We start from the raw sequence: 23,701 nt of genomic DNA, 5'->3' as shown, positions 1-23,701 counted from the left end.
GACCGGCGCCGTCAGGGCTTCCGGGCCACTGCGCCGAACTGGGCGACCTCGGCCCCCACCGCGGCCGGGCCGGTGCGCCAGCGAGCGCACGACACGATGCCGGGACCGATGAGCTCCAGACCCTCCAGGAACGAGGCGAACTCGGTGCGACTGCGGGCGGTGATCGGTGGTGTGGCGTTCTCGTTCCAGAACCGCATCGCCGCTTCGTTGCCCTCGCCGCCCAGCTCGAGTGTGGGGTGGGTGAGCACCAGATAGCTGCCGGACGGCATCGCGTCCATCAGCTTCCGTACGATGCCCCCGGCCTCGGCCGTGTCGAGAACGAAGTTCAGGATGCCGAGCATCAGCACCGCGACCGGCTTCTTGAGGTCCAGGGTCGGTTCGACCGCCTGCAGGATCCGTTCCGGGTGGCGGGCGTCCGCGTCGATGTAGGTGGTCGCACCCTCCGGCGAGCTGGTGAGCAGCGCGCGGGCGTGCGCCAGCACGATCGGGTCGTTGTCGACGTACACGATGCGGGCGTCCGGCGCGGTGTGCTGCGCGACCTCATGGGTGTTGTCCGCCGTCGGCAGGCCGGTGCCGATGTCCAGGAACTGGCCGATCCCCGCGTCGCCGGCCAGATGGCGGACCGCCCGTCCCAGGAAGGCCCGGTCGGCCCGGGCCACTTCACCGATGCTCGGGTACATGCCGGTGACCTGATCCCCGACCGCGCGGTCGACGGGGTAGTTGTCCTTGCCGCCCAGCCAGTAGTTCCAGACCCGGGCGTTGTGCGCGATGTCGGAACGGACACGGGGGGAAGGAGGGTTGCTCCGCGGATCGGTCACATCAGTCACATCTGCTCCTCCGGCGCCGGGGCGACATCGCGATCGATGAGGCATCGTCCATCATGCCGGATCGATCAAGGGACCTCAGTGACAGTCGAGTTGGCGAGCAGACCGTGCAGGGCGTCGACCCGGTTGGTGGTGATCGAGTCGACGCCGTGCGCGATCAGGCGGCGCATGGTGCGCCTGGTGTCGGCCGTCCAGGCCGAGACCAGCAGCCCGTCCCGGTGGACACGGTCCGTCAACTCCCGGCTCACCAGGCCGAACCGGTAGTTCAGCCAGCGCGGCTTCACCGCCTCCAGCAGACCGGCACGGGGTGGGGCGAGCGACGTCCAGGTCAGGGCGATCTCGGCGGACGGATCGGCTGCGCGCACCCGCAGCATGGCCTCGGGGCCCGCGCAGTAGTACGTACGCTCCCCGGCCCCGCACTCCCGGACCACACCGACGATCCTGCGTACCGAATCGTCGGTGGAGCCGGGCAGGTCGACCATGAGGCGATGCGTTCCGGCGGTGAGCAGCGCCTCGCGCAGCGTGGGTACACCGCCCCCGGTCACTTCGGTGAGCTCCTGATGGGTGAGCCCGTCCAGCCTGCGGTCGTGGCCCCACAGCCGTTCCAGCGTGGGGTCGTGCAGCAGGACGGGCACCCCGTCGCGGGTGACCCGGACATCGATCTCGACCGCGTCCGCCCCCCGTTCGATCGCGGAGCGGATCGACGGGAGGGTGTTCTCGCGGACACGGTACGGATCGCCGCGGTGAGCCACGGCGGTGACAGAGGTGGCCATGGGGCCATTGTCACCGCCTCCGGTCACCGGCCGGTGCGCTCCAGCCAGCTCGTCGTGTACGTGTCGATCTCGGCGGCCAGCGTCCGCTTGCCGGCCGGGTCGAGGTACGAGGCCTCCACCGCGTTCTTCGCGAGTGCGGCGAGACCCCGCTCGTCCAGGCCGAGGAGACGGGCCGCCACCCCGTACTCGTTGTTGAGGTCCGTGCCGAACATCGGCGGGTCGTCGCTGTTGATGGTGACCAGAACGCCGGCGTCCACCATCTCCTTGACCGGGTGCCGGTCGAGGTCGGTGACGGCGCGGGTCGCGATGTTCGAGGTCGGGCAGACCTCCAGCGGAATCCGGTGCTCGGCGAGGTGGTCGAGGAGCCTCGGGTCCCGGGTGGCGCTGGTGCCGTGGCCGATGCGCTCGGCGCGCAAATCGGTGAGGGCGTCCCAGATGGTCTGCGGACCCGTGGTCTCCCCGGCGTGCGGGACGGAGTGCAGGCCCTCGGCGATCGCCCGGTCGAAGTAGGGCTTGAACTGCGGGCGGGGCACGCCGATCTCCGGACCGCCGAGCCCGAACGCGACGAGCCCCTCGGGCCGCAGTCCGACCGCGAGCCGGGTGGTCTCCTCGGCGGCTTCCAGTCCGGCCTCGCCGGGGATGTCGAACGTCCAGCGCAGTACGACCCCGAGCTCGGCCTCGGCGGCCTTGCGGGCGTCCTCGATGGCCTCCATGAAGCCCTGCTCCGGGATCCCGCGCCGGGTCGAGCTGAACGGGGTGACGGTCAGCTCCGCGTACCGGATGTTCTGGCGGGCCATGTCACGGGCGACCTCGAAGGTCAGCAGCCGGACGTCCTCCGGGGTGCGGATCAGGTCCACGACGGAGAGATAGACATCGATGAAGTGGGCGAAGTCGGTGAAGGAGAAGTAGTCGGCCAGCGCCTCGGGGTCCGTGGGGACCTTGGAGTCCGGGTGGTGGGCGGCCAGTTCGGCGACGATGCGTGGCGAGGCGGATCCGACATGGTGGACATGCAGTTCGGCCTTGGGCAGCCCCGCGATGAAGGGGTGCAGATCGGTCATCGGATCCTCCGGAACGTGAGGTTCGAGCGGTCCGGGCGCATTGCGGCCCGGGGCGGGACGGGGATCATCGTAGGCCGGGGCCGGACCGGCGGGAGCGGGCCGTAGCATGACGGGACCACGATGGGGGAGGCCCATGTCAGACAACACAGAGCAGCCAGGGGGCGGGGCGGAGCCACGCGACCCATGGGCTCCGCCGGACAGCAGAGTGCCGCTGGAGAAGCCGTCCGGTGATCCTCGTCCGCCTGCTGTGCACGACCAGCCGACCGTGACCTCGATGCCGGGTGTGGGGGACGGGTCCGCACCTGCCACCGGACCGGGGTTCGGAGCTCCGACCGGTCCCGCGCCGGCCGCCGGCCCCGAGGAGGTACCGCCGCCGCCGATCGCACCGAACGGACCGGGCCAGCAGGTCCCGCCGGCCGCGGGGCAGTACGGCTACCCGGCCGCGCCGGGCCCGCAGTACGGGAGCTACCCGGGGTATACCGGCTACGGCCAGACGCCCTGGGGCAGCGCGCCTTCCAACGGCATGGGTACGGCAGCCATGGTGCTCGGCATCCTGGCCGTCTGCCTGTTCTGCATCTACGGGATACCCAGCCTGATCCTGGGCGCACTCGCCCTGATCTTCGGCATCCTGGGCCGTAAGCGGGTGCAGCGCGGCGAGGCGACCAACAGCGGTCAGGCACTCGCCGGGATCATCATGGGGTCCATCGGCATGGTCCTCGGTGTGGCGATCATCGGCTTCTTCATCTGGCTGTTCGTCACCCATGCCGATGAGTTCGACGACAACACCTACAACGACGACCCGTTCGCCTCGTCCCTGGTCGTCGACGTCACGCGCTAGGCGATGTCGGGCGGTACCGGAACCTTGCGAACCGGTGCCGTATCCCACCTGACGGCCGGGCGGGCCGGGCTCCGGCCCGCCCGGCCGTCGCGCATCCGGGCCGCCTCATGGTGTGCGCAGCTCCGCCCGCGCGTCCATCAGCGCGAACCCCAGCAGATTCAGCCCGCGCCAGCTCGCCGGGTTCTCGGCACGCGGATCGTCCGCCGCCAGCCCGATGCCCCAGATCCGGTCCACGGGGCTGGCTTCGACGAGCACCCGGTCCCCGGTGTTCACCAGGAATTCCCGCAGCTCGGCGTTCTGACCGAACTTGTGGACGCTGCCCGCCACCACCAGAGCGAACCGCTCCCGCTCCCACACGGACTCGTCGAAACCGCGGACCAGCCGGCCCGTCTTCTTCGCCGCAGCGGGGCTGCTCGCGGACACGGCCCGGTGCTCCGCCTCCTCGTCGCCGAAGAGCCGCGCCTTGCCGGCCATCATCCAGTGCTCGGCCGACGCGTACGCCACGCCGTCGACGGTGAACGGCGACGGCCACCACTGACTGAGACAGCTCGCACCGATCCGCCCGTCCGGGAGCGGGCGGTGTCCCCAGAACCGCAGGTACTTCACCTTCTCGCCGTGACGGGTCCGCGCCACAAGATCGTTCATGTGCTCCATGACATGCGAGTGTGGCATCCGCCACTGACACTCCGTACGCGGAATTCCGTATCGACGCGACACATGGTCGACAGATTCCGTCGCGTAACCAAAAGGCAACAACGGAATCACTTGTTGGGCTCAGTGTCCTCTGTCAGGATCGGCACTCAATTCGAGCAGAAGCTACGCCGCCCCGGTCGACGGGAACAGCGGCGGAGGAGAGCGTCATGGGCAACGGCTTCCAGGTGCAGGACCGCTTCGCGGACGGCGCGCAGTACATCGGCGGAAGTCTGCGGTCCGGCACATCGGGACGCAGTCACGCGGTCGTGAACCCGGCGACGGGCGAGACCGTCTACACCTACGAACTGGCGGGTACCGCCGATGTCGACGCGGCCGTCGCCGCCGCAAGGGAAGCCTTCCCCGGCTGGTCCGGCGCCACACCGGCCGAGCGGTCCGAGGCGATGCACCGCTTCGCCGCCGTACTTGCCGAGCAGGCCGACGACTTCGCGTACGCCGAGTCGCTCCAGTGCGGCAAGCCGATCAAGCTCTCCACCGAGTTCGACGTGCCGGGGACCATCGACAACACCTCCTTCTTCGCGGGCGCCGCCCGCCATCTGGAGGGCAGGTCCGCGGGCGAGTACGACGGCGACCACACCTCGTACGTACGTCGTGAGGCGATCGGTGTCGTCGGCTCCATCGCTCCCTGGAACTACCCGCTCCAGATGGCCGCCTGGAAGATCCTCCCGGCGATCGCGGCAGGCAACACGATCGTGCTGAAGCCCGCCGAGATCACCCCGCTGACCTCGTTGATGTTCGCGCAGGCGGCCACCGGGGCGGGCATCCCGGACGGCGTGATCAACATCGTCACCGGGGCGGGCAAGGACGCGGGCGAGCACCTGGTCGGCCACCCGGACGTCGTGATGACCTCCTTCACCGGGTCCACCGCGGTGGGCAAGCGGGTCGCCGAGATCGCCACCGCGACCGTCAAGCGCCTCCACCTCGAACTGGGCGGCAAGGCCCCCTTCCTGGTGTTCGACGACGCCGACCTCGACGCCGCCGTCAACGGCGCGGTCGCCGGAGCGCTCATCAACACCGGCCAGGACTGCACCGCCGCCACCCGCGCCTACGTCCAGCGCCCGCTCTACGACGCCTTCGTCAATGGGGTCGCCGAGCTGATGGCGACCGTCCGGCTCGGCGACCCCTTCGACCCGTCGACCGACCTCGGCCCGCTGATCAGCCACGCCCAGCGGGACCGGGTCGCCGGATTCGTCGAGCGCGCCCGTGCGTACGCCACCGTCGTCACCGGTGGCGAGGCGCCCGGCGGCGACCTCGAGGACGGCGCCTACTACCGGCCGACACTGGTCGCCGGAGCCGCCCAGGACAGCGAGATCGTCCAGTCGGAGATCTTCGGCCCGGTCCTGGTCGTGCTGCCCTTCGACACCGACGACGAGGGCATCGCTCTTGCCAACGACACCCCGTACGGACTTGCTGCCTCCGCCTGGAGCCGGGACGTGTACCGGGCGGGCCGCGCCACCCGCGAGATCAAGGCGGGCTGCGTCTGGGTCAACGACCACATTCCGATCATCAGCGAGATGCCACACGGCGGATACAAGGCCAGCGGCTTCGGCAAGGACATGTCGGCGTACTCCTTCGAGGAGTACACGCAGGTCAAGCACGTGATGTATGACAACACCGCGGTCGCCCGCAAGGACTGGCACCGCACGATCTTCGGGGACCGATAGCCCGGCCGACCACGGCCATTCCCACCCGAAAGGGCAACGCGCATGGAGCAGTACGAGCCGGAGCACCTCTCTGCAGCGCAGCTGGCCGCGATGCGGCGCAGTCTGACCAGTGGCAGGGGCGCCCTCACCCGGCGTTCACTCATCCGCGCCTCCGGTATGGGCGCGCTCGCGCTCGGCGGACTGGGGACGCTGAGCGCATGCGGCATTCCGCCCGCGAAGCGGGAAGGGGACGCCGCAGCGGCCTCGGACGACCATTCGGCCAAGGAGAAGCAGATCAACTTCTCCAACTGGACCGAATACATGGACGTCAGTGAGGACGAGAAGCACCGGCCCACCCTGGAGGCGTTCACGAAACGCACCGGGATCGAGGTCAAGTACACCGAGGACATCAACGACAACGTCGAATTCTTCGGCAAGATAAAGCCGCAGCTGGCCGCGGGCCAGGACACCGGCCGGGACCTCATCATCGTGACCGACTGGCTGGCCGCGCGGATCATCCGGCTCGGCTGGGCCCAGAAGCTCGACCCGGTGAACCTGCCGCACGCCTTCGCCAATCTCTCGTCCCAGTTCCGCACCCCCGACTGGGACCCGGGCCGCGCCTACTCGTACCCCTGGACCGGCATTCCGACCGTCATCGCCTACAACTCCAAGGCGACCGGCGGGCGCAAGGTCGACTCCATCACGCAGCTGCTCGACGACCCCTCCCTCAAGGGCCGGGTCGGGTTCCTCTCCGAGATGCGTGACTCAGTCGGCATGACCCTGCTCGACATGGGCAAGGACCCCGGGACGTTCACGGACGCCGACTTCGACGCGGCGATCGGCCGGATCCAGAAGGGCGTCGACAAGAAGCAGATCCGCCGCTTCACCGGCAACGACTACACCGCGGACCTCGACAAGGGTGACATCGCCGCCTGCATCGCGTGGGCCGGCGACATCATCCAGCTCCAGTCCGGAAACCCGGACATCAAGTACGCGATCCCGGCCGCCGGATACATCACGTCGAGCGACAACATGCTGGTCCCCGCCAAGGCCCGGCACAAGACCAATGCCGAGAAGCTCATCGACTACTACTACGAGCCGCCGGTCGCCGCCCAGCTCGCCGCCTACATCAACTATGTCTGTCCGGTCGACGGTGTCCGCGAGGAACTCACCAAGATCGACAAGGCGATGGCCGCCAACACACTCATCCTCCCCGACAAGGAGATGGCGGCCCGATCGCACGCCTTCCGCTCGCTGACAAGCAAGGAAGAGACGGCGTACGAGGAGAAGTTCGCCAAGCTCATCGGCGCCTGACCGCCGTACCTTTTCCCCCTCGCCCGATCTCCCCCTGACACCACTGGGACTGCGACCCATGACACAGCAGCAGACAGAAGGCGGCGACGTCCGCCTCACCGGGATCAGCAAGATGTACGGTTCCTTCGCCGCCGTCCAGCCGCTCGACCTGACCGTCCCGCAGGGCTCCTTCTTCGCCCTGCTCGGAGCGTCCGGCTGCGGCAAGACCACCACCCTGCGGATGATCGCGGGGCTGGAGGAGGCCACCACCGGCACCATCTCGCTCGGCGGCCGGGACATCACCGACCTGCCCCCGTACAAGCGGCCCGTCAACACCGTCTTTCAGAGCTACGCGCTCTTCCCGCACCTGGACATCACCGAGAACGTCGCCTTCGGTCTGCGCCGGCGCGGCATCAAGTCGGTGAAGAAGCAGGTCGACGACATGCTGGAGCTCGTTCAGCTCGGCGACTTCGCGAAGCGTAAACCGCACCAGCTCTCCGGCGGTCAGCAGCAGCGCGTCGCCGTCGCCCGCGCCCTGATCAACCACCCGCAGGTGCTCCTGCTCGACGAGCCGCTCGGCGCCCTCGACCTCAAGCTGCGCCGCCAGATGCAGCTTGAGCTCAAGCGCATCCAGACGGAGGTCGGCATCACGTTCATCCATGTCACCCACGACCAGGAGGAGGCCATGACCATGGCCGACACCGTCGCGGTGATGAACGCGGGCCGCGTCGAGCAGCTCGGCGCCCCCGCCGATCTGTACGAGAACCCGAAGACGACCTTCGTCGCCAACTTCCTCGGCACCTCCAACCTCATCGAGGGCGAGATAACCGAGTCCGGCACGGACATCCTCGTCGGCGTGGGCGGCAGCACTCTGCGACTGCCCGCCGGGCGCTGCTCGGCCCCCACCGCGCTCGGCGGGAGGATCCTGGTCGGCATCCGCCCGGAGAAGATCTCCCTCGCATCCGCCGGCGAAGCCGACACCATAGCCGCCGGACGCAACCGGGTGACCGGCCGGATCGTCGACTCCAGCTTCATCGGCGTCTCCACGCAGTACGTGGTGGAGAGCCCGGCCGGCAAGGCACTGCAGGTGTACGAGCAGAACGTCGGGCACCGCGCGGGACTCACCCGCGGCGCCGAGGTCGTCCTGCACTGGAACCCGGAGCACACCTTCGGCCTCGACGCGGCCCAGGACATCGACGCCGGTGTGGAGACGGTGGAGGACGCGACGTGACCGTCACCGAAGCGCCGCCCGCGCCGCCCCAGGACCCCGCCGAACTCCCCGTACGCAAGGCCTCCACCCGCAAGCGGCTCGTCCCGTACTGGCTGCTGCTCCCCGGCATCCTCTGGCTGGTCGTCTTCTTCGCCCTGCCGATGGTGTACCAGGCATCGACCTCCGTACAGACCGGATCCCTGGAGAAGGGGTTCGAGGTCACCTGGCACGTCCAGACCTACTGGGACGCGCTGTCCGAGTACTACCCGCAGTTCATCCGGTCCCTGCTGTACGCGGGCACCGCGACGATTCTCTGCCTGCTGCTCGGCTACCCGCTCGCGTATCTCATCGCGTTCAAGGCGGGCCGCTGGCGCAATCTGGTGCTGGTGCTGGTCATCGCGCCCTTCTTCACCAGCTTCCTGATCCGTACCCTCGCCTGGAAGACGATCCTCGCGGACGGCGGCGCGGTCGTCGACGTACTGAACGCCCTGCACGTCCTGGATGTCACCAGCTGGCTCGGCTGGACCGAGAACAACCGGGTGCTGGCCACGCCGATGGCCGTCGTCTGCGGTCTCACGTACAACTTCCTGCCGTTCATGATCCTGCCGCTCTACACCTCGCTGGAGCGGATCGACGGCAGGCTGCACGAGGCGGCCGGCGATCTGTACGCCACCCCCGCCACCACCTTCCTCAAGGTGACGTTCCCGCTCTCCATGCCGGGTGTCGTCTCGGGCACGCTGCTGACCTTCATCCCGGCCAGCGGTGACTACGTCAACGCCGAACTGCTGGGCTCCACCGATACCAAGATGGTCGGCAGCGTCATCCAGACCCAGTTCCTGCGCGTCCTCGACTACCCGATGGCCGCCGCGCTCTCCTTCATCCTCATGGCGGTCGTCCTGCTGATGGTGACCGTGTACATCCGCCGCTCCGGGACGGAGGACCTGGTCTGATGCCCGTACTGCGCTGGCTCCGCCGCCATCTGATCGTGATCGCGGGTCTGCTGACCCTCGCCTACATGATCCTTCCGAACATCGTCGTGATGGTGTTCTCCTTCAACAAGCCGAACGGGCGCTTCAACTACGCCTGGCAGCGCTTCTCGCTGGACGCCTGGACGGACCCCTGCGGCGTCGCCGACATGTGCGGCTCGCTCTCGCTCTCCCTCCAGATCGCCACCTGGGCGACGATCGGCGCGACCGCGCTCGGCACGATGATCGCCTTCGCGCTGGTCCGCTACCGCTTCCGGGCGCGCGGCGCGATCAACTCGCTGATCTTCCTGCCGATGGCGATGCCCGAGGTCGTCATGGCCGCCTCACTGCTCACGCTCTTCCTCAACATGGGCGCCCAACTGGGTTTCTGGACGATCCTCATCGCACACATCATGTTCTGCCTGAGCTTCGTCGTGACGGCGGTCAAGGCGCGCGTGATGTCGATGGACCCGCGACTGGAGGAGGCGGCCCGCGATCTGTACGCGGGACCCGTGCAGACCTTCGTCCGGGTGACCCTGCCGATCGCCGCCCCCGGAATCGCCGCGGGAGCGCTGCTCGCCTTCGCGCTCTCCTTCGACGATTTCATCATCACCAATTTCAACGCGGGCTCGACCGTGACCTTCCCCATGTACGTGTGGGGTTCGGCGCAGCGCGGCACACCCGTGCAGATCAACGTCATCGGCACGGCGATGTTCGTCATTGCCGTTCTGGTGGTTGTCGCCGGCCAACTCATCACGAACCGGCGAAAAAACAGCGCACGACCCTGAAAGTCCTGAAGGAGTTGGAAACCATGGCCCCAGCTGCCATGCGTACTGCTGCACAATCACTCTCCGGCGCACGACCGGTCTCGTTCTGGCTGGACGATCCCGGCAGGCCCGACGCGCTTCCCGCGCTCACCGGCGACGAGCACTGCGATCTGCTCGTCATCGGCGGCGGATACAGCGGACTGTGGACCGCGCTGATCGCCAAGGAACGCGATCCGGAACGGGACGTCGTACTGATCGAGGGGCACGAGGTGGGCTGGGCCGCCTCGGGCCGCAACGGCGGATTCTGCGCCGCCTCCCTCACCCACGGCCTCCCCAACGGCCTGGAACGCTGGCCGGACGAGATCAAGAAGCTGGAAGAACTGGGCGAGCAGAACCTCGACGCCATCGAGGCGGCCGTCGCCCGCTACTCCATCGACTGCGCATTCGAGCGCACCGGCGAAATCGATGTCGCCACCGAACCGCATCAGCTGGAAGAGCTGCGGGAATGGCACCAGGAAGCCGAGAAACTCGGCTTCACCGGAGTGGAATTCCTCGACCGGGAGGCACTGCGCGCGGAAGTGGACTCACCGACTTTCCTCGGCGGACTCTGGGACCGGCGCGGAGTCGCCATGCTGCACCCCGCCAAGCTGGCCTGGGGCCTCAAGCGGGCCTGCCTCGATCTGGGGGTACGGGTGTACGAGCACACCCGGGGCCTCGAACTGGCCAGGACCGCCACCGGGATGGCGGTCCGCACGCCGTACGGCAAGGTCCTCGCCCGCCGGGTCGCACTCGGCACGAACATCTTCCCGTCGCTGGTCAAGCGAGTGCGCCCGTACACCGTCCCGGTCTACGACTACGCGCTGATGACCGAGCCGCTCACCGCCGACCAGCTCGCCTCCATCGGCTGGAAGAACCGGCAGGGACTGGGCGACAGCGCCAATCAGTTCCACTACTTCCGGCTGTCCGAGGACAACCGGATCCTGTGGGGCGGCTATGACGCGATCTATCCGTACGGCGGCCGGCTGAGCGCCGATCTCGACCAGCGGCCGGAGACGTTCCTCAAGCTCGCGGGCCAGTTCTTCGACTGCTTCCCGCAGCTGGCAGGGGTACGTTTCAGTCACGCCTGGGGCGGTGCGATCGACACCTGTTCCCGCTTCTCCGCCTTCTTCGGTACGGCCCACCAGGGGCGGGTCGCCTACGCCGCCGGCTTCACCGGCCTCGGGGTCGGGGCCACCCGGTTCGGCGCCGATGTGATGCTCGATCTGCTCTCCGGTGAACGGACCGGGCGGACCGGTCTGGAGATGGTGCGCACCAAGCCGATGCCGTTCCCGCCGGAGCCGTTCGCCTGGGCCGGGATCGAACTCACGAAGAGGTCCCTGGCCAGGGCGGACAGTCATGAGGGCCGGCGCAACCTGTGGCTGCGCACGATGGACCGGCTGGGGCTCGGCTTCGACAGCTGACCCGGGTCCGGGAGAGACGCCGGTCGGGGTGTGACCCGATTCACTTCCGACCGGTGCCCCGACTCGCGTAATGATCCGGGCCGAACCCCCTCTCGCCGTGTGGACGCACCGTCGGTGCACACGGAACGGGAGGCCGGCCATGACTGGCTCGGAGGTAAGGGCGGCAGTCGAATGGCTTGCCTCGGTGGCACCGGATCCGGCTGCGTGCCGGTGGGAATGGGAGCGCGATCCCCAGGGGATTGCGCTCCTTCCCGCAGGCAGGCGCTGGGACGTACTGATTCTTCCGCGGGAGCTCGGCTATCCGACGTTCGATGTGCTCACCCGTCTCATCGACCGGCCGGGGCCGGTCCTCTCCGACTTCGGCGACGGCCGCATGGGCTTCTTCGTGCCGCCGGGTACGGTCGCCCGCTGGATCGGAACGGGGGTACGGGGAGTGGGACTCGGGACCTGGATCCTGGTGCCGTGCCCGGGGCGGGTGTCCGGCGGGGTGCGCTGGCTGATACCGCCCGACGGCTCGGGGGCGCTGACCGACGCGACTCTGCTGGAGCTGGCGATGCACGAGGCCGCGGCGGTGACGGCCCGGGGCGGCGGCCGGGGCGGAGACAGGGGCGGAGACGGGGGCGGGTGGTGGGGCTGACGGCCGGTGCGGCGGGCCCGGGATGACACCAGAGGTCTTGACAACCTGATTGGTCTGGACCATGTTGTGGCGCCACAGTCAATTCCCCCCTGCACGGAGGCCGTTGTGGACCGCACGGGACCCCCCGCCCGATTTTCCGGACTTCTGGCCGCCCTCTCGGCGGCTCTGCTCGTCGTCGGTGGCCTGGCAGCGTCGGCGCCGGCCGCCGCGGCTGCCGACACCGATCTGGCGCGCAACGGCGGTTTCGAGGCCGGTCTGGACGGCTGGAGCTGTACGGGCGGCAGCGGAGCCGTCGTCAGCACACCCACCCACGGCGGCAGTTCCGCACTCAAGGCGACGCCGGCCGGCAGTGACAACGCCGAGTGCTCCCAGACCGTCACGGTCAAGCCGGACTCCACGTACACATTGAGCGCCTGGGTGCAGGGCAGCTACGTCTACCTCGGGGCATCCGGAACCGGCACCACCGATGTGTCGACCTGGACGCCGTCCTCTCCCGGCTGGACGCAGCTCACCACCACGTTCAGGACCGGTGCCGCCACGACGTCCGTGAAGATCTACACCCACGGGTGGTACGGCACCCCCACCTACTACGCCGACGACCTCACCCTCGTCGGCCCCGGCGGCGACCCGGTCGCGATCCCCGCGACCCCCGCCGGGCTGAGGGCCGGCACGATCACCTCCTCCTCCGTCGCCCTCTCCTGGACCGGCTCCACGGGAGCCGCCGGCTACAACGTCTACCAGGGCGGTACGAAGGTCCTCTCGGTCACCGGGACGTCCGCCACCGTGACGGGTCTGGCCGCCTCGACCGCGTACAGCTTCCAGGTCACCGCGACCAACTCCGCCGGTGAGTCCGCCAAGTCCGCCGCCGTCACCGCCACCACCACGGCGGGCGGCGGAGGCGGCGGCGGCTCCGGCCTCCCCACTCACGCGCTCGTCGGCTATCTGCACTCCAGCTTCGCCAACGGCTCCGGCTACACGCGGATGGCGGACGTCCCCGACTCCTGGGACGTCATCGACCTGGCCTTCGGCGAGCCGACCTCCGTCACCTCGGGCGACATCCGGTTCTCGCTCTGCCCGGTCACCGAGTGCCCGAACGTCGAGTCCGTGGCCGAGTTCAAGGCGGCCATCAAGGCCAAGCAGGCCGCGGGCAAGAAGGTGCTGATCTCCATCGGCGGCCAGAACGGTCAGGTGCAGCTCTCCACCACGGCCGCCCGTGACACCTTCGTCTCCTCCGTCAGCAAGATCATCGACGACTACGGTCTGGACGGTCTCGACATCGACTTCGAGGGCCACTCGCTCTCGCTGAACACCGGCGACACCGACTTCCGCAGCCCGACCACCCCGGTCATCGTCAACCTGATCTCCGCGGTGAAGACCCTCAAGGCCAAGTACGGCGACAAGTTCGTGCTGACCATGGCCCCCGAGACGTTCTTCGTGCAGCTCGGCTACCAGTACTACGGGTCGGGCCCCTGGGGCGGCCAGGACCCGCGCGCCGGCGCCTACCTCCCGGTCATCCACGCCCTGCGGGACGACCTCACCCTGCTGCACGTCCAGGACTACAACTCGGGTTCCATCATGGGTCTGGACAACCAGTACCACTCGATGGGCGGCGCCGACTTCCACATCGCCATGACCGACATGCTGCTCACCGGCTTCCCGGTGGCCGGTGACACCACCAAGGTCTTCCCCGCGCTCCGCCCCGACCAGGTCTCCATCGGGCTTCCTGCCTCCACCCAGGCGGGCAACGGCTACACCTCACCCAGCGAGGTCGACAAGGCGCTGAACTGCCTGACGAAGAAGGCCGACTGCGGTTCGTACGCGACGCACGGCACCTGGCCCGGACTGCGCGGACTGATGACGTGGTCGATCAACTGGGACCGCTTCAACAACGGGGAGTTCTCGAAGAACTTCGACGCCTACTTCGGCGGCTGACGTCTCCGTGATCGACCGCTCGACCAGCTGAGCGCCACGAGCAACAGCCCGCTCAGGCACCAGCCGGCGAGCACATCCAGCGGCCAGTGATAGCCGCGCAGCACCAGACCGATGCCCGTCGCCACTGTCAGCAGGACAGCGGCGACGGGCATCATCCATGACCGCTTCGACCGTTCTGCAGGCGTTGTGCGGTACGCGATCAGCAGCGCCGCCGCCCCGTACGCCACCGCGGCCGTCGTCGCGTGGCCCGACGGGTAGTAACCGGTCTCGCCGGTCAGCGGTCCCGTCCGGCCGATCCAGTCCTTGAGCGGGACGACGAGCGCGGGCACCGCGGCCATGGCGAGAACGGCGTACAGCGGCACCCGGCGTGCGCCCCGCACCAAGGCGTAGACGACCGCGCAGCCCAGGACCGGGAGCGCGACCTGCATATTGCCGAGATCGGCGAGGAATTCGGTGAGGCGGCCGGGGCCGTGCCCGGCGACGCTCCGGCCGATCCGCTCGTCCAGCCTGCGCAGCGGGCCGTCGGCCGCGACCTGCCAGGTGAGGAGTGCGAGGACCGCGAGAAGCGGCGGCACGAGGAAGAGGAGAGGAGCCGGCCGCCCCGGAACAGGGGGGGTGGTTCCGGGGCGGCCGCCGTGATCGGTTTGCCGCGCGCCCCGGGGGGTTTGGGGCGAGCGGCCATCCGATCGGTGAGGAGTTCCGGAGCCGGAGGCTCCAGTGGTGTGCGCGATGGCACGACCAGGACGGTGCTGGGGATGCTCCGACCCGGTATCACCCGCAGTCCCCTGCGAGCGGGGTGTTTCTCTCATCTGCAGGAACCGTACGGCAGTCGACGGGGGACCGACAGCGGGAACCGGATCCCGCCATGGGCCCCCCACACGTTCTTCACAGGCCCTCACGTGGACCCGGTCAGGATCGGTGCCAGGGATCGGATCAGATCTGGGCGAAAGCCTGCTCGATGACGTCGAGGCCCTCGTTGAGCAGGTCCTCGCCGATCACCAGCGGCGGCAGGAAGCGCAGCACGTTGCCGTACGTGCCACAGGTGAGGACGAGCACGCCCTCCGCGTGGCAGGCCTTCGCGAGCGTCGCGGCGGCCTCCGGGTTCGGGTCCTTCGTGCCGGCCTTCACCAGCTCGATCGCGATCATTGCGCCACGGCCACGGATGTCACCGATGACGTCGCCGTTCGGCAGCTTCGCCTGCATCTCGGCGAGGCGGCCCTTCATGACCTCCTCGATGCGCTTCGCCTTCCCGTTCAGGTCCAGCTCGCGCATCGTCTCGATGGCGCCGAGCGCGCCCGCGCAGGCCACCGGGTTTCCGCCGTACGTACCGCCGAGGCCGCCCGCGTGCGCGGCGTCCATGATCTCGGCGCGACCCGTCACGGCGGAGAGCGGCAGACCGCCCGCGATGCCCTTGGCGGTGGTGATCAGGTCGGGGACGATGCCCTCGTCCTCGCAGGCGAACCACTGGCCGGTACGGCAGAAGCCGGACTGGATCTCGTCCGCGACGAAGACGATGCCGTTGTCCTTGGCGAACTGCGCGATCGCCGGGAGGAAGCCCTTCGCCGGCTCGATGAAGCCACCCTCGCCGAGCACCGGCTCGATGATGATCGCGGCGACGTTGTCGGCGCCGATCTGCTTCGTGATCTGGTCGATGGCCTGAGCGGATGCCTCGGCACCGGCGTTCTCCGCACCGGTCGGCCAGCGGTAGCCGTACGCCACCGGGACCCGGTAGACCTCGGGCGCGAACGGACCGAAGCCCTGCTTGTACGGCATGTTCTTGGCGGTCAGCGCCATCGTCAGGTTCGTCCGGCCGTGGTAGCCGTGGTCGAAGACGACGACCGCGGTGCGCTTGGTGTAGGCACGGGCGATCTTCACGGCGTTCTCGACGGCCTCGGCGCCCGAGTTGAACAGCGCGGACTTCTTGGCGTGGTCGCCCGGCGTCAGCTCGGCGAGCTGCTCACAGACCTCGACGTACCCCTCGTACGGCGTGACCATGAAACAGGTGTGGGTGAAGTCGGCGAGCTGCGCGGACGCGCGGCGTACGACGGCCTCGGCGGAGGCGCCGACCGACGTCACGGCGATGCCGGAGCCGAAGTCGATCAGACGGTTGCCGTCCACGTCCTCGATGATGCCGCCGCCTGCGCGGGCGGTGAACACCGGCAGGGTGGAGCCCACACCTGCGGCGACCGTCGCGAGACGGCGGGCCTGCAGCTCCACCGACTTCGGGCCGGGAATGGCAGTGACGACGCGGCGCTCCTGCGGAATTGCGGTCATGAGGGGCTCCTGGGGGTGTTTCGGACGCTTCTCTGTCTGCAGGCTAGGGGCGAGGCCGGGGGTCCGGCATGTTCCGTTCGGGAGAAGTGGCTCGACGCGGTTGTCCGTCACGGACATAGCGACGGCCTGGCGACCGGTGGCGGGACTTCCCGCCGGACAGCGTCTGACGGGGTGCTAGTGGGCACTAGATTGAGGGGATCGGGGCGCCTGCGCCCGTGGTTACCGGTCGGCGCTGGTCAGGGGACGAGGGACAGCACATGGACACCGAGGGCACGTACGACTCACGCGGCACCCGCTCCGGTCATTCGGTGCCGCGCCCGGCCGGCCCGCCACCGCCCGTACTGCCGCCCATGCCGGGCCACGCACCGGCCACCGGGCCCTCCCTCGGGGACTGGCTGCGCATCCCCAGGCCCCTCGCGGAACCGGGCGTCTGGCGGTCCGGACACACCGACCGGCCCGCCGAGGAGGCGGAGCGCACGCCCGACCGCACGCTGCTGAGCGGAGCGGTGATCTCGCTCCTTGCCTGCATCCTCGTCTGGTCGCTCTGGCGCAACGGATACATCCCGTACTGGCGGGTCCCGCTGACACTCTTCACCCCTGACGACTGGTGGGGACCGTTCGACCATCAGCCGCTGACCCACGGGGCGGTACGCGCGCTCGACATCTACCGCCTGCTGATCATCGGAGCCATCGTCTACGGGTTCGGCCGGTTGGGTAACTGGCCCGCCGCTTTCGAACGCTCGGTCGCCGGCCGGGGGCCCGGCGCCCGCGCGGCCGGTGCGGCTGCCGGCGCGCTGCTGGTCTGGATCCTCGTGTGGACGGGGACCGTGCCCGGCATGGAGCTCACCTTCAGCTTCGTGGCCGGCCCGTGGATGGGCACCGACCGCACCCTGACCACCGTGGTCACGTACACGCTGTACGCCCTGATCACCCTGGTGATCGTGTGGCCGTTCGCGAAGCTGGGCCGATGGTCCCGGCTCCGCCGCAGGAACGCCGGAGGTGCGCAGCCGCCGACGGCACAGGCCGGCACCTCGGGGAGCGCGCGCGCAACCGCGGACCGGGGCACGGCCCGCGAGGCAGGCCACGACGCGGAGGCCCGGACGGCGGGCGGCGCCGAGGGCGGCGCGGACGATCCGGCCGAGTGGCCCGACCTGCGTGCCGCCGGACAGGACCAGGCCGCCGCCAGGCTCGCCCAGGAGGCCCGGTCGGGCCGGATGAACGACGTCGACTACGCCCGTATCCGACGCGCCTGGACCTCCGTACGTGCCGACAACACCCGGCTGCCCGCCTTCACCGACACCGTGCTGCGCAACGGCGCCGCCGCCTGCACCCATCCCTCCGGCGCGCGCGATCTCCCGGTCCGCTCGGCCCGGCACGATCTGCTCGTCGACCAGGTCAGGCTCGGCACGGTCGACGACAACGAGCGCAACCCCTATGCGCGCCGCGGCAGCGGAATCGCCCTCGACCCCGGACTGCTCGGCACCTCGCTGCTCGCCGTCGGACCGCCGGGGGCGGGCAAGAGCCGCGCACTGATCCGTCCCGTCGTCGAATCCCTCGCCCTTCAGGCGCTCGCCGGGCGGGCCGCCGTCGTCGCGGTATGCGCCACCGGCACCCAGCTCGGAGCCGACGAGGGGTTCGACGTCGTGGTCAAGCTCGGCGATCCGGCCTCCGTCCACGATCTCGACCTCTACGGCGGCACCACCGACCCCGACGAAGCCGCGGCCGTCCTGGCCGAGGGGCTCGTCGGAGACCTCCCCGAAGTGGACAGCAGACGAGCCGCCACCGCCCTCGCGCAGCTCCTCGGCCCCTACCGCGCCGCCCACGGCCGCTTTCCCTCGGTCCCCGAGCTGCGGGAGCTGCTGGACGGTGTCCCGGCCGCGCTCGCGGCCCTGCGCGAGGCCGTCGACGCGGCGGGCGGGCAGAGCATGCACCGCGAACTCGACGCCCGCGCCCGTCAGTCCGGCGCTCCCGGAGACCCGGGGCCCGCACTCGCCGACCGGGTCGCGCTGCTCGACCGGCCCGCGTTCGCCGATTTCTTCGACACCACGGGCAAGGCCCGCCCCTTCTCCCTGCGGGCCCTGGAGCACCCGCTCCGGGTCCGCATCGATCTGCCCGAACGCGGCCACGCCGAGGCGTCGCGGATGCTGGCCCGTCTCGTCCTCGCCCAGTTCACGGCGAGCGCCGCCGCCCGTGCCGACCGCTCGCTCTTCGCCTGCCTGGTCCTCGACGACGCGACCCGCACCCTGACCCCCGACACCGTCCGCGGCATCCAGCGGCTGCGCTCCGCGCACGCCGGGGCCGTGCTCACGCTGCGCACCCTCGACGACGTCCCGGAGAGCCTGCACACGGCGCTGCTGGGCGCGGTCGGCTGCCGGATGGCCTTCTCCGGGATCACAACCTGGGACGGCAAGCGGTTCGCCGAGGCATGGGGTACGGAATGGGTCGAGACCCGGGACGTCACCCAGCGCACGGTCTTCGCCGACCAGCCGATGACCCGGGCCATCCACGCCTTCCGCAAGCTGGTCACCGGCAAGGCGGTGACCACGGACGCGGTGACGGTGCGCCAGGTCGAGCGCGAACGCTGGTCGGCCTCCGAACTGGCCCATCGCGTCCCGGCCGGACACGCGGTGCTGTCCCTGACGACGGTACGAGGGGAGCACGCGCCGCCCCTGCTGGTGAACCTGAACGGCTGAACCGGGGCCGGGCGGCCATGACGTGCGGGCCGGGTCCACCGCAGCGGATCCGGTGGGCCGCGGCGGTGCCGGATCACTGAGAGTGGTTACGGCGGACCCTGCCGTCCTGGCAGAATCGGGAGGAGCCGTTCGTACGGGACGGCGAAATCGACTCCGAAGGTCCCGCGGTCCCCATGCCCCCTACTCTCGCCTCGCTCGTCCAGCATTCGGCGCTCAAACTCACGGTGCGTGCGGGGGCGGACCGGCTCGACGCGCCGGTGCGCTGGGCGCACGCCAGCGAGCTGGCCGACCCCGTCCCGTACATGGAGGGCGGCGAACTCCTCCTCATCACCGCCACCAACCTCGACGCCGAGAACCCCGAAGCGATGCGCCGGTACGTGCGCCGGCTGGCCGACGCCGGAGTCGTCGGGCTCGGCTTCGCCGTGGGCGTCAACTACGACGAGGTGCCGCAGCCACTGATCGACGCCGCCGAGGAGGCGGGACTGCCGCTCCTCGAAGTCCCGCGCCGCACCGCCTTCCTCGCCATCGCCAAGGCCGTCTCCTCGGCGATCGCCGCCGACCAGTACCGGGCCGTGACAGCGGGCTTCGAGGCCCAGCGCGATCTCACCAAGGCCGCACTCGCCGGGGAGGGCCCCGGCGAACTCCTCAGCCGGCTCGCCGCCCAGGTCGACGGCTGGGCCGCGCTGTACGACGCCTCCGGCGCCGTCGTGGCCGCCGCCCCCGACTGGGCCGCCCGCAGAGCGGCCCGGCTCACCCCCGATGTGGAACGCCTGCGGGACCGCCCCGCCCCGGCGAGTGTCGTCGTCGGTGACACCGACGACCGGGTCGAGCTCCAGACCCTGGGCACCGGCCGCCGGGCCCGCGGCGCGCTGGCGGTGGGCACCGGGTCCGCCCTCGGTACCGCCGAGCGTTACGCCGTGCACTCGGCGGTCGCCCTGCTGACCCTCACCACCGCCCGCTCCCGCGCCCTCCAGGGCGCCGAACAGCGGCTGGGCGCTGCGGTACTCCGGATGCTCCTCGCCGGCCAGCCGGACCATGCGCGGGCCGTTGCCGGAGACCTGTACGGAGGGCTGCTCGACGCCCCGTTCCGCCTGCTGATCGCGGAGGCGTCCGATCCGGCGACACCGGCACCGCTCGGCGAGGCGATGGAGTCCGCGGCCGCCCGGTCCGGGGAGGCCCTGCTGATGGTCCCCGAGGGAGAACGGCTCGTCGTCCTCGCGGCGGACGGCGGTGCGGCCGTCGCGGCCTGCGCGGCATACGCGGAGGCCCAGGAGGAGCGAACCCCGCACGACCAGGCGGCGCCGGAGGACACCGAGGTGGTGGTCGGGCTGTCCGCACCGGCGGGCCCGACCGCCGTCTCCGCCGCGTACAAGCAGGCCGAACAGGCACTCTCGGTCGCCCGCCGCAGGGGCAGGGCCATGGTCGAGCACGAGGAGCTGGCGGCCGGCTCGGTCCTGCCGCTGCTCGCGGACGACGCGGTCCGGGCCTTCGCGGACGGCATGCTCCGCGCCCTGCGCGAACACGACGCGAAGGGCCGGGGCGACCTGGTCGCCTCGCTGCGCGCCTGGCTCAGCCACCACGGCCAGTGGGACGCTGCCGCGGCCGACCTGGGCGTGCACCGCCACACCCTGCGGTACCGGATGCGCCGGGTGGAGGAGATCCTGGGCCGCTCCCTGGACGACCCGGATGTGCGGATGGAGCTGTGGCTGGCGCTGAAGGCCACGAGCTCCCCGACGACGCCGTGAGATGAAGCCCGTCCGCCCCCTGGGCACGTAACTGCTTGGCGGACGGTCGTGGTGAACCGTTCCGGCGGTCCGGGTCATCCGACAAACCGGCGCATGCCTGCCCGCTTCTGCTCCGCACCGGACAAACGCCAGGCCGACCGTACGGCCCTACGGTGGGGGAGCAGGACACCCCACGACTCCGAAGGGCCGGAACCTCCATGACTTCCACCCACGCCTTCTGGCTCGCCGGCCGCCAGGCCACCGGCGAGGACAGCTTCGACGTCACCAACCCCTGGGACGGTCGTCTCGTCGGCACGGTCAGCGTGCCGACCGACGCGCAGATCGAGGAGGCCGTCGCGGCCGCGCACGCCGTGCGCGAGGAGTTCGCCGCGACGCCCGCCCATGTCCGTGCCGCCGCGCTCGACCACGTCGTACGGCGTCTCGTGGAGCGCACCGAGGAGATCGCCCAGCTGATCTCCGCCGAGAACGGCAAGCCCATCAAGTGGGCCCGCGGCGAGGTCGGCCGCGCCGTCTCCGTGTTCCGGTTCGCCTCCGAGGAAGCCCGCCGCTTCAACAGCGGCGAGGCCCAGCGCCTCGACACCGACGCCGGTGGCACCGGTCGCCTCGGGCTGACCCGCCGCTTCCCGCGCGGCACGATCCTCGGTATCGCGCCCTTCAACTTCCCGCTGAACCTGAGCGCCCACAAGGTGGCCCCGGCCATCGCCGTCGGCGCCCCGATCATCCTGAAGCCCGCCCCGGCCACCCCGATCTCGTCGCTGATCCTCGGTGAGCTGCTGGCCGAGACGGACCTTCCGGCCGGTTCGTGGTCCGTGCTCACGGTGCCCAACGACCGCATGCCCGCCCTCGTGCAGGACGAGCGGCTGCCCGTGATCTCCTTCACCGGGTCGGCGGCGGTCGGCTACTCGATCATGGAGTCGGTGCCGCGCAAGCACTGCACCCTGGAGCTCGGCGGCAACGGCGCGGCGGTCGTCCTCGGCGACTACGCCTCCGACGAGGACCTGGACTGGGCCGCGACCCGCATCGCGACCTTCTCCAACTACCAGGGCGGCCAGTCCTGCATCTCGGTGCAGCGCGTCATCGCGGACGCCGCGGTATACGACCGGCTCGTTCCGAAGATCGTCGCGGCCGTCGAGGCCCAGGTCACCGGTGACCCGTCCGACGCCGCGACCGATGTCGGCCCGCTGGTCAACGAGGACGCCGCCAAGCGCGTCGAGTCCTGGGTCGACGAGGCCGTGCAGGCCGGCGCCCAGCTCCTCGCCGGCGGCAAGCGGGACGGTGCGACCTACGCGCCGACCGTGCTGACGGAGCTCCCGGACGGCGTCACCCTCGCCTCCGAGGAGGTGTTCGGACCGGTGCTCACCGTTCAGAAGGTGGACGGCGAGGCCGAGGCCTTCGCCTCCGTCAACTCGTCCAAGTACGGCCTGCAGGCAGGTGTGTTCACACACGACCTGCAGACCGCGTTCCGCGCCCACCGCGCCCTCGAGGTCGGCGGCGTCATCATCGGTGACGTCCCGTCCTACCGCGCCGACCAGATGCCGTACGGCGGAGCCAAGCAGTCCGGCGTCGGCCGCGAGGGTGTTCGCTACGCCATGGACGACTACACCTACGAGCGCGTGCTGGTTCTCACCGGCCTCGCCCTGTAGTCCGTGAGCAGGATCGAACCGATCCATCACAGCCGCCTGTAATCCGCCTGGACAGCACGACAGCAGGCGGCGGACGAACGGCCGGAGCCCACTGTGCGGGGGCTCCGGCCGTTCCTGCATATCTGCACCCTGACCTGCAAGTATCGCTAGATCTTGGCTAGTTCAAACGGGTGGCTGGGAAAACGGTGGGAAAACGGAGCTGGTCTCCCGCCATGGCAAGCATCGTTCCGCGCAGGAACAAGGCCGGGGAGATCCTCAGCTACCAGCTGAAGTGGAAGGACGGCGGCACACGGTCCGACAGGTGGCGGTCCGAGCGCTTCGACGACGAGGACTCAGCCAAGGTCTTCAAGGCGCCGTGGAGACCGTTGTGGTCGGCGCGGGCGGCGCTGGCGGCACAGGGAATCAGCCCGGTAACGCAGGAGGCACATCCTCCTTCGGTGGCCTCGTGGTGGCCACCGGTGGTGACGGCGGTACCGCGAGCATGGCGTCAGGCTCCGGCATGACGACCACCAGCGGCATCCCCGGACCGTTCGGCGGGACGGGACAACTCGCCCAGGGCGGCGGGCCGGATAGGGCGCGATCCGCCTGAGCGGTACGTCCGGTCTCGCTGGAGTGGGAGGCGCGTCGCACCTCGGCCATGGCGGGTACGGGCGCGCGACCAACGGCCCGGGCACAACGGCACGCGGATGGGGCGGTGGGGCAGGCGGCAGCGTCTCCACCAACGGATCCGCCCAGGCCGGAGCGGACGGCGGCGGAGGACCAGTCGTTATCGAGCTCCACGGCTGACACCTGTCCGGACACCTGCCCGGACAGTGTCCAAGCAGTTCAGGCAGGTTGTCCGTGGGCACTGACCGCCGGTTGTCCGCTGATGTCCGCCGCCTGTCCGGACACGGCCGGACACGGGTCCGCTGCTCCACCGGACTTCGCAGCTCGCTGATTCGGTTCCCCGCAGGGGCTGTTTGGCGTCCGAAACCGGACCGCACCCGATACTCACGCTCAGCGTGATCGGCACCGGACATCTCGGTGCCACGCACGCTGCCGGCATTGGCTGAGCTGGGGGTCGAGATGCTGGCTCTGGACATCGACCCGCGCAGGGCCGAGAGGCTGTCGGCGGGCAGGGTCCCGATGTTCGAGCCGGGGTTGGAGGAGCTGCCGGCAAGGCATGTCACCGGGATCGAGGGGTCGAGTCGCGCGACGCGGCGGTATGTGATCGACGGCCGCAACGCGCTGGATGC

19 protein-coding genes and 1 pseudogene are annotated in these 23,701 nt (G+C 70.1%); 14 read left to right on the top strand and 6 right to left on the bottom strand.

The window, feature by feature from the left end; genetic code table 11:
• Window positions 1-11: 11 nt before the first annotated feature.
• The 3 genes from OHA88_RS16050 to OHA88_RS16040 all read right to left on the bottom strand — a co-directional run bounded on the left by OHA88_RS16050 (window position 12) and on the right by OHA88_RS16040 (window position 2,655).
• A complete protein-coding gene (locus OHA88_RS16050) occupies window positions 12-818 on the bottom strand; it encodes an SAM-dependent methyltransferase (protein ID WP_328629703.1) in 807 nt (268 codons plus the stop codon).
• 74 nt (window positions 819-892) lie between these two features.
• Window positions 893-1,597: a glycerophosphodiester phosphodiesterase gene (locus OHA88_RS16045; RefSeq protein WP_328626048.1), complete on the bottom strand. Its 705-nt coding sequence runs from the start codon at window positions 1,595-1,597 to the stop codon at window positions 893-895.
• Between the two features lie 23 nt (window positions 1,598-1,620).
• Entirely contained in the window at window positions 1,621-2,655 is a 1,035-nt protein-coding gene (locus tag OHA88_RS16040; protein WP_328626047.1) for an adenosine deaminase, read from the bottom strand.
• A 133-nt stretch (window positions 2,656-2,788) separates the two neighbouring features.
• Here OHA88_RS16040 and OHA88_RS16035 point away from each other — a divergent pair, with 133 nt between their 5' ends.
• On the top strand, window positions 2,789-3,493 hold the full coding sequence (locus tag OHA88_RS16035) for a DUF4190 domain-containing protein (RefSeq protein ID WP_328626046.1): 705 nt from the start codon (window positions 2,789-2,791) through the stop codon (window positions 3,491-3,493).
• Between the two features lie 105 nt (window positions 3,494-3,598).
• On the opposite strand, the gene OHA88_RS16030 is transcribed toward OHA88_RS16035, so the two are convergent.
• Window positions 3,599-4,138: an NADAR family protein gene (locus tag OHA88_RS16030; protein WP_326626876.1), complete on the bottom strand. Its 540-nt coding sequence runs from the start codon at window positions 4,136-4,138 to the stop codon at window positions 3,599-3,601.
• 215 nt (window positions 4,139-4,353) lie between these two features.
• Between OHA88_RS16030 and OHA88_RS16025 the strand changes: the two genes are divergently transcribed.
• The 8 genes from OHA88_RS16025 (at window position 4,354) to OHA88_RS15990 (ending at window position 14,111) form a co-directional block, all read left to right on the top strand.
• A complete protein-coding gene (locus OHA88_RS16025) occupies window positions 4,354-5,868 on the top strand; it encodes a gamma-aminobutyraldehyde dehydrogenase (RefSeq protein ID WP_328626045.1) in 1,515 nt (504 codons plus the stop codon).
• Window positions 5,869-5,910: 42 nt separating this feature from the next.
• Window positions 5,911-7,161 (top strand): polyamine ABC transporter substrate-binding protein, encoded by a 1,251-nt coding sequence (locus tag OHA88_RS16020; RefSeq protein WP_328626044.1) that lies wholly within the window; start codon window positions 5,911-5,913, stop codon window positions 7,159-7,161.
• A gap of 58 nt (window positions 7,162-7,219) precedes the next feature.
• Window positions 7,220-8,371: an ABC transporter ATP-binding protein gene (locus OHA88_RS16015; RefSeq protein WP_326606021.1), complete on the top strand. Its 1,152-nt coding sequence runs from the start codon at window positions 7,220-7,222 to the stop codon at window positions 8,369-8,371.
• Window positions 8,368-9,300 carry an ABC transporter permease gene (locus OHA88_RS16010; RefSeq protein WP_328626043.1) on the top strand — a complete coding sequence of 311 codons (933 nt, stop codon included), beginning with the start codon at window positions 8,368-8,370 and terminating at the stop codon, window positions 9,298-9,300. The genes OHA88_RS16015 and OHA88_RS16010 overlap by 4 nt, the downstream gene beginning before the upstream one ends.
• Window positions 9,300-10,103 (top strand): ABC transporter permease, encoded by an 804-nt coding sequence (locus OHA88_RS16005; RefSeq protein WP_267001213.1) that lies wholly within the window; start codon window positions 9,300-9,302, stop codon window positions 10,101-10,103. Before OHA88_RS16010 ends, OHA88_RS16005 begins: the two co-directional genes overlap by 1 nt.
• 23 nt (window positions 10,104-10,126) lie before the next feature.
• On the top strand, window positions 10,127-11,542 hold the full coding sequence (locus OHA88_RS16000; RefSeq protein WP_328626042.1) for an NAD(P)/FAD-dependent oxidoreductase: 1,416 nt from the start codon (window positions 10,127-10,129) through the stop codon (window positions 11,540-11,542).
• 139 nt (window positions 11,543-11,681) lie between these two features.
• Entirely contained in the window at window positions 11,682-12,179 is a 498-nt protein-coding gene (locus OHA88_RS15995) for a hypothetical protein (protein WP_328626041.1), read from the top strand.
• Between the two features lie 105 nt (window positions 12,180-12,284).
• Window positions 12,285-14,111: a chitinase gene (locus tag OHA88_RS15990; RefSeq protein WP_328626040.1), complete on the top strand. Its 1,827-nt coding sequence runs from the start codon at window positions 12,285-12,287 to the stop codon at window positions 14,109-14,111.
• Here the strand turns inward: OHA88_RS15990 and OHA88_RS15985 are convergent.
• Together OHA88_RS15985 and gabT are read right to left on the bottom strand one after the other, a co-directional pair.
• Window positions 14,096-14,686, bottom strand: a complete 591-nt coding sequence (locus OHA88_RS15985) for a phosphatase PAP2 family protein (RefSeq protein WP_328626039.1) — start codon at window positions 14,684-14,686, stop codon at window positions 14,096-14,098. The two genes, OHA88_RS15990 and OHA88_RS15985, sit on opposite strands and share 16 nt — an antisense overlap.
• 358 nt (window positions 14,687-15,044) lie before the next feature.
• Window positions 15,045-16,385: a 4-aminobutyrate--2-oxoglutarate transaminase gene (gabT, locus tag OHA88_RS15980; RefSeq protein ID WP_030978901.1), complete on the bottom strand. Its 1,341-nt coding sequence runs from the start codon at window positions 16,383-16,385 to the stop codon at window positions 15,045-15,047.
• A 257-nt stretch (window positions 16,386-16,642) separates the two neighbouring features.
• On the opposite strand from gabT, the gene OHA88_RS15975 reads away from it, so the two are divergent.
• The 5 genes and pseudogenes from OHA88_RS15975 to OHA88_RS15955 all read left to right on the top strand — a co-directional run.
• Window positions 16,643-19,078 carry an ATP/GTP-binding protein gene (locus OHA88_RS15975; RefSeq protein ID WP_328626038.1) on the top strand — a complete coding sequence of 812 codons (2,436 nt, stop codon included), beginning with the start codon at window positions 16,643-16,645 and terminating at the stop codon, window positions 19,076-19,078.
• Window positions 19,079-19,251: 173 nt separating this feature from the next.
• Window positions 19,252-20,823, top strand: a complete 1,572-nt coding sequence (locus OHA88_RS15970) for a PucR family transcriptional regulator (protein ID WP_328626037.1) — start codon at window positions 19,252-19,254, stop codon at window positions 20,821-20,823.
• A 197-nt stretch (window positions 20,824-21,020) separates the two neighbouring features.
• Window positions 21,021-22,466, top strand: a complete 1,446-nt coding sequence (locus OHA88_RS15965; RefSeq protein ID WP_326626858.1) for an aldehyde dehydrogenase family protein — start codon at window positions 21,021-21,023, stop codon at window positions 22,464-22,466.
• Between the two features lie 212 nt (window positions 22,467-22,678).
• Complete coding sequence (locus tag OHA88_RS15960; protein WP_328626036.1) at window positions 22,679-22,969, top strand: hypothetical protein; 291 nt, start codon at window positions 22,679-22,681, stop codon at window positions 22,967-22,969.
• A gap of 483 nt (window positions 22,970-23,452) precedes the next feature.
• Window positions 23,453-23,666, top strand: a pseudogene (locus OHA88_RS15955) (UDP-glucose 6-dehydrogenase); the annotation flags it as partial.
• Between the last annotated feature and the right edge of the window lie 35 nt (window positions 23,667-23,701).

It is taken from the genome of Streptomyces sp. NBC_00353 (assembly GCF_036108815.1).
In the GTDB taxonomy this organism is placed as follows: Bacteria; Actinomycetota; Actinomycetes; order Streptomycetales; family Streptomycetaceae; genus Streptomyces.
Note: the sequence above shows the minus strand (reverse complement) of the source record. Positions and strands in the feature narration are given on the sequence as shown.

Coding starts and splice junctions, on each gene's coding strand:
- OHA88_RS15995 (WP_328626041.1), top strand. CDS start 11,682: ATGACTGGCTCGGAGGTAAGGGCGGCAGTCGAATGGCTTGCCTCGGTG.
- OHA88_RS16035 (WP_328626046.1), top strand. CDS start 2,789: ATGTCAGACAACACAGAGCAGCCAGGGGGCGGGGCGGAGCCACGCGAC.
- OHA88_RS16045 (WP_328626048.1), bottom strand. CDS start 1,597: ATGGCCACCTCTGTCACCGCCGTGGCTCACCGCGGCGATCCGTACCGT.
- OHA88_RS15960 (WP_328626036.1), top strand. CDS start 22,679: ATGGCAAGCATCGTTCCGCGCAGGAACAAGGCCGGGGAGATCCTCAGC.
- OHA88_RS16040 (WP_328626047.1), bottom strand. CDS start 2,655: ATGACCGATCTGCACCCCTTCATCGCGGGGCTGCCCAAGGCCGAACTG.
- OHA88_RS16005 (WP_267001213.1), top strand. CDS start 9,300: ATGCCCGTACTGCGCTGGCTCCGCCGCCATCTGATCGTGATCGCGGGT.
- OHA88_RS16015 (WP_326606021.1), top strand. CDS start 7,220: ATGACACAGCAGCAGACAGAAGGCGGCGACGTCCGCCTCACCGGGATC.
- OHA88_RS15970 (WP_328626037.1), top strand. CDS start 19,252: ATGCCCCCTACTCTCGCCTCGCTCGTCCAGCATTCGGCGCTCAAACTC.
- OHA88_RS16000 (WP_328626042.1), top strand. CDS start 10,127: ATGGCCCCAGCTGCCATGCGTACTGCTGCACAATCACTCTCCGGCGCA.
- gabT (WP_030978901.1), bottom strand. CDS start 16,385: ATGACCGCAATTCCGCAGGAGCGCCGCGTCGTCACTGCCATTCCCGGC.
- OHA88_RS15965 (WP_326626858.1), top strand. CDS start 21,021: ATGACTTCCACCCACGCCTTCTGGCTCGCCGGCCGCCAGGCCACCGGC.
- OHA88_RS15975 (WP_328626038.1), top strand. CDS start 16,643: ATGGACACCGAGGGCACGTACGACTCACGCGGCACCCGCTCCGGTCAT.
- OHA88_RS16025 (WP_328626045.1), top strand. CDS start 4,354: ATGGGCAACGGCTTCCAGGTGCAGGACCGCTTCGCGGACGGCGCGCAG.
- OHA88_RS16030 (WP_326626876.1), bottom strand. CDS start 4,138: ATGAACGATCTTGTGGCGCGGACCCGTCACGGCGAGAAGGTGAAGTAC.
- OHA88_RS16020 (WP_328626044.1), top strand. CDS start 5,911: ATGGAGCAGTACGAGCCGGAGCACCTCTCTGCAGCGCAGCTGGCCGCG.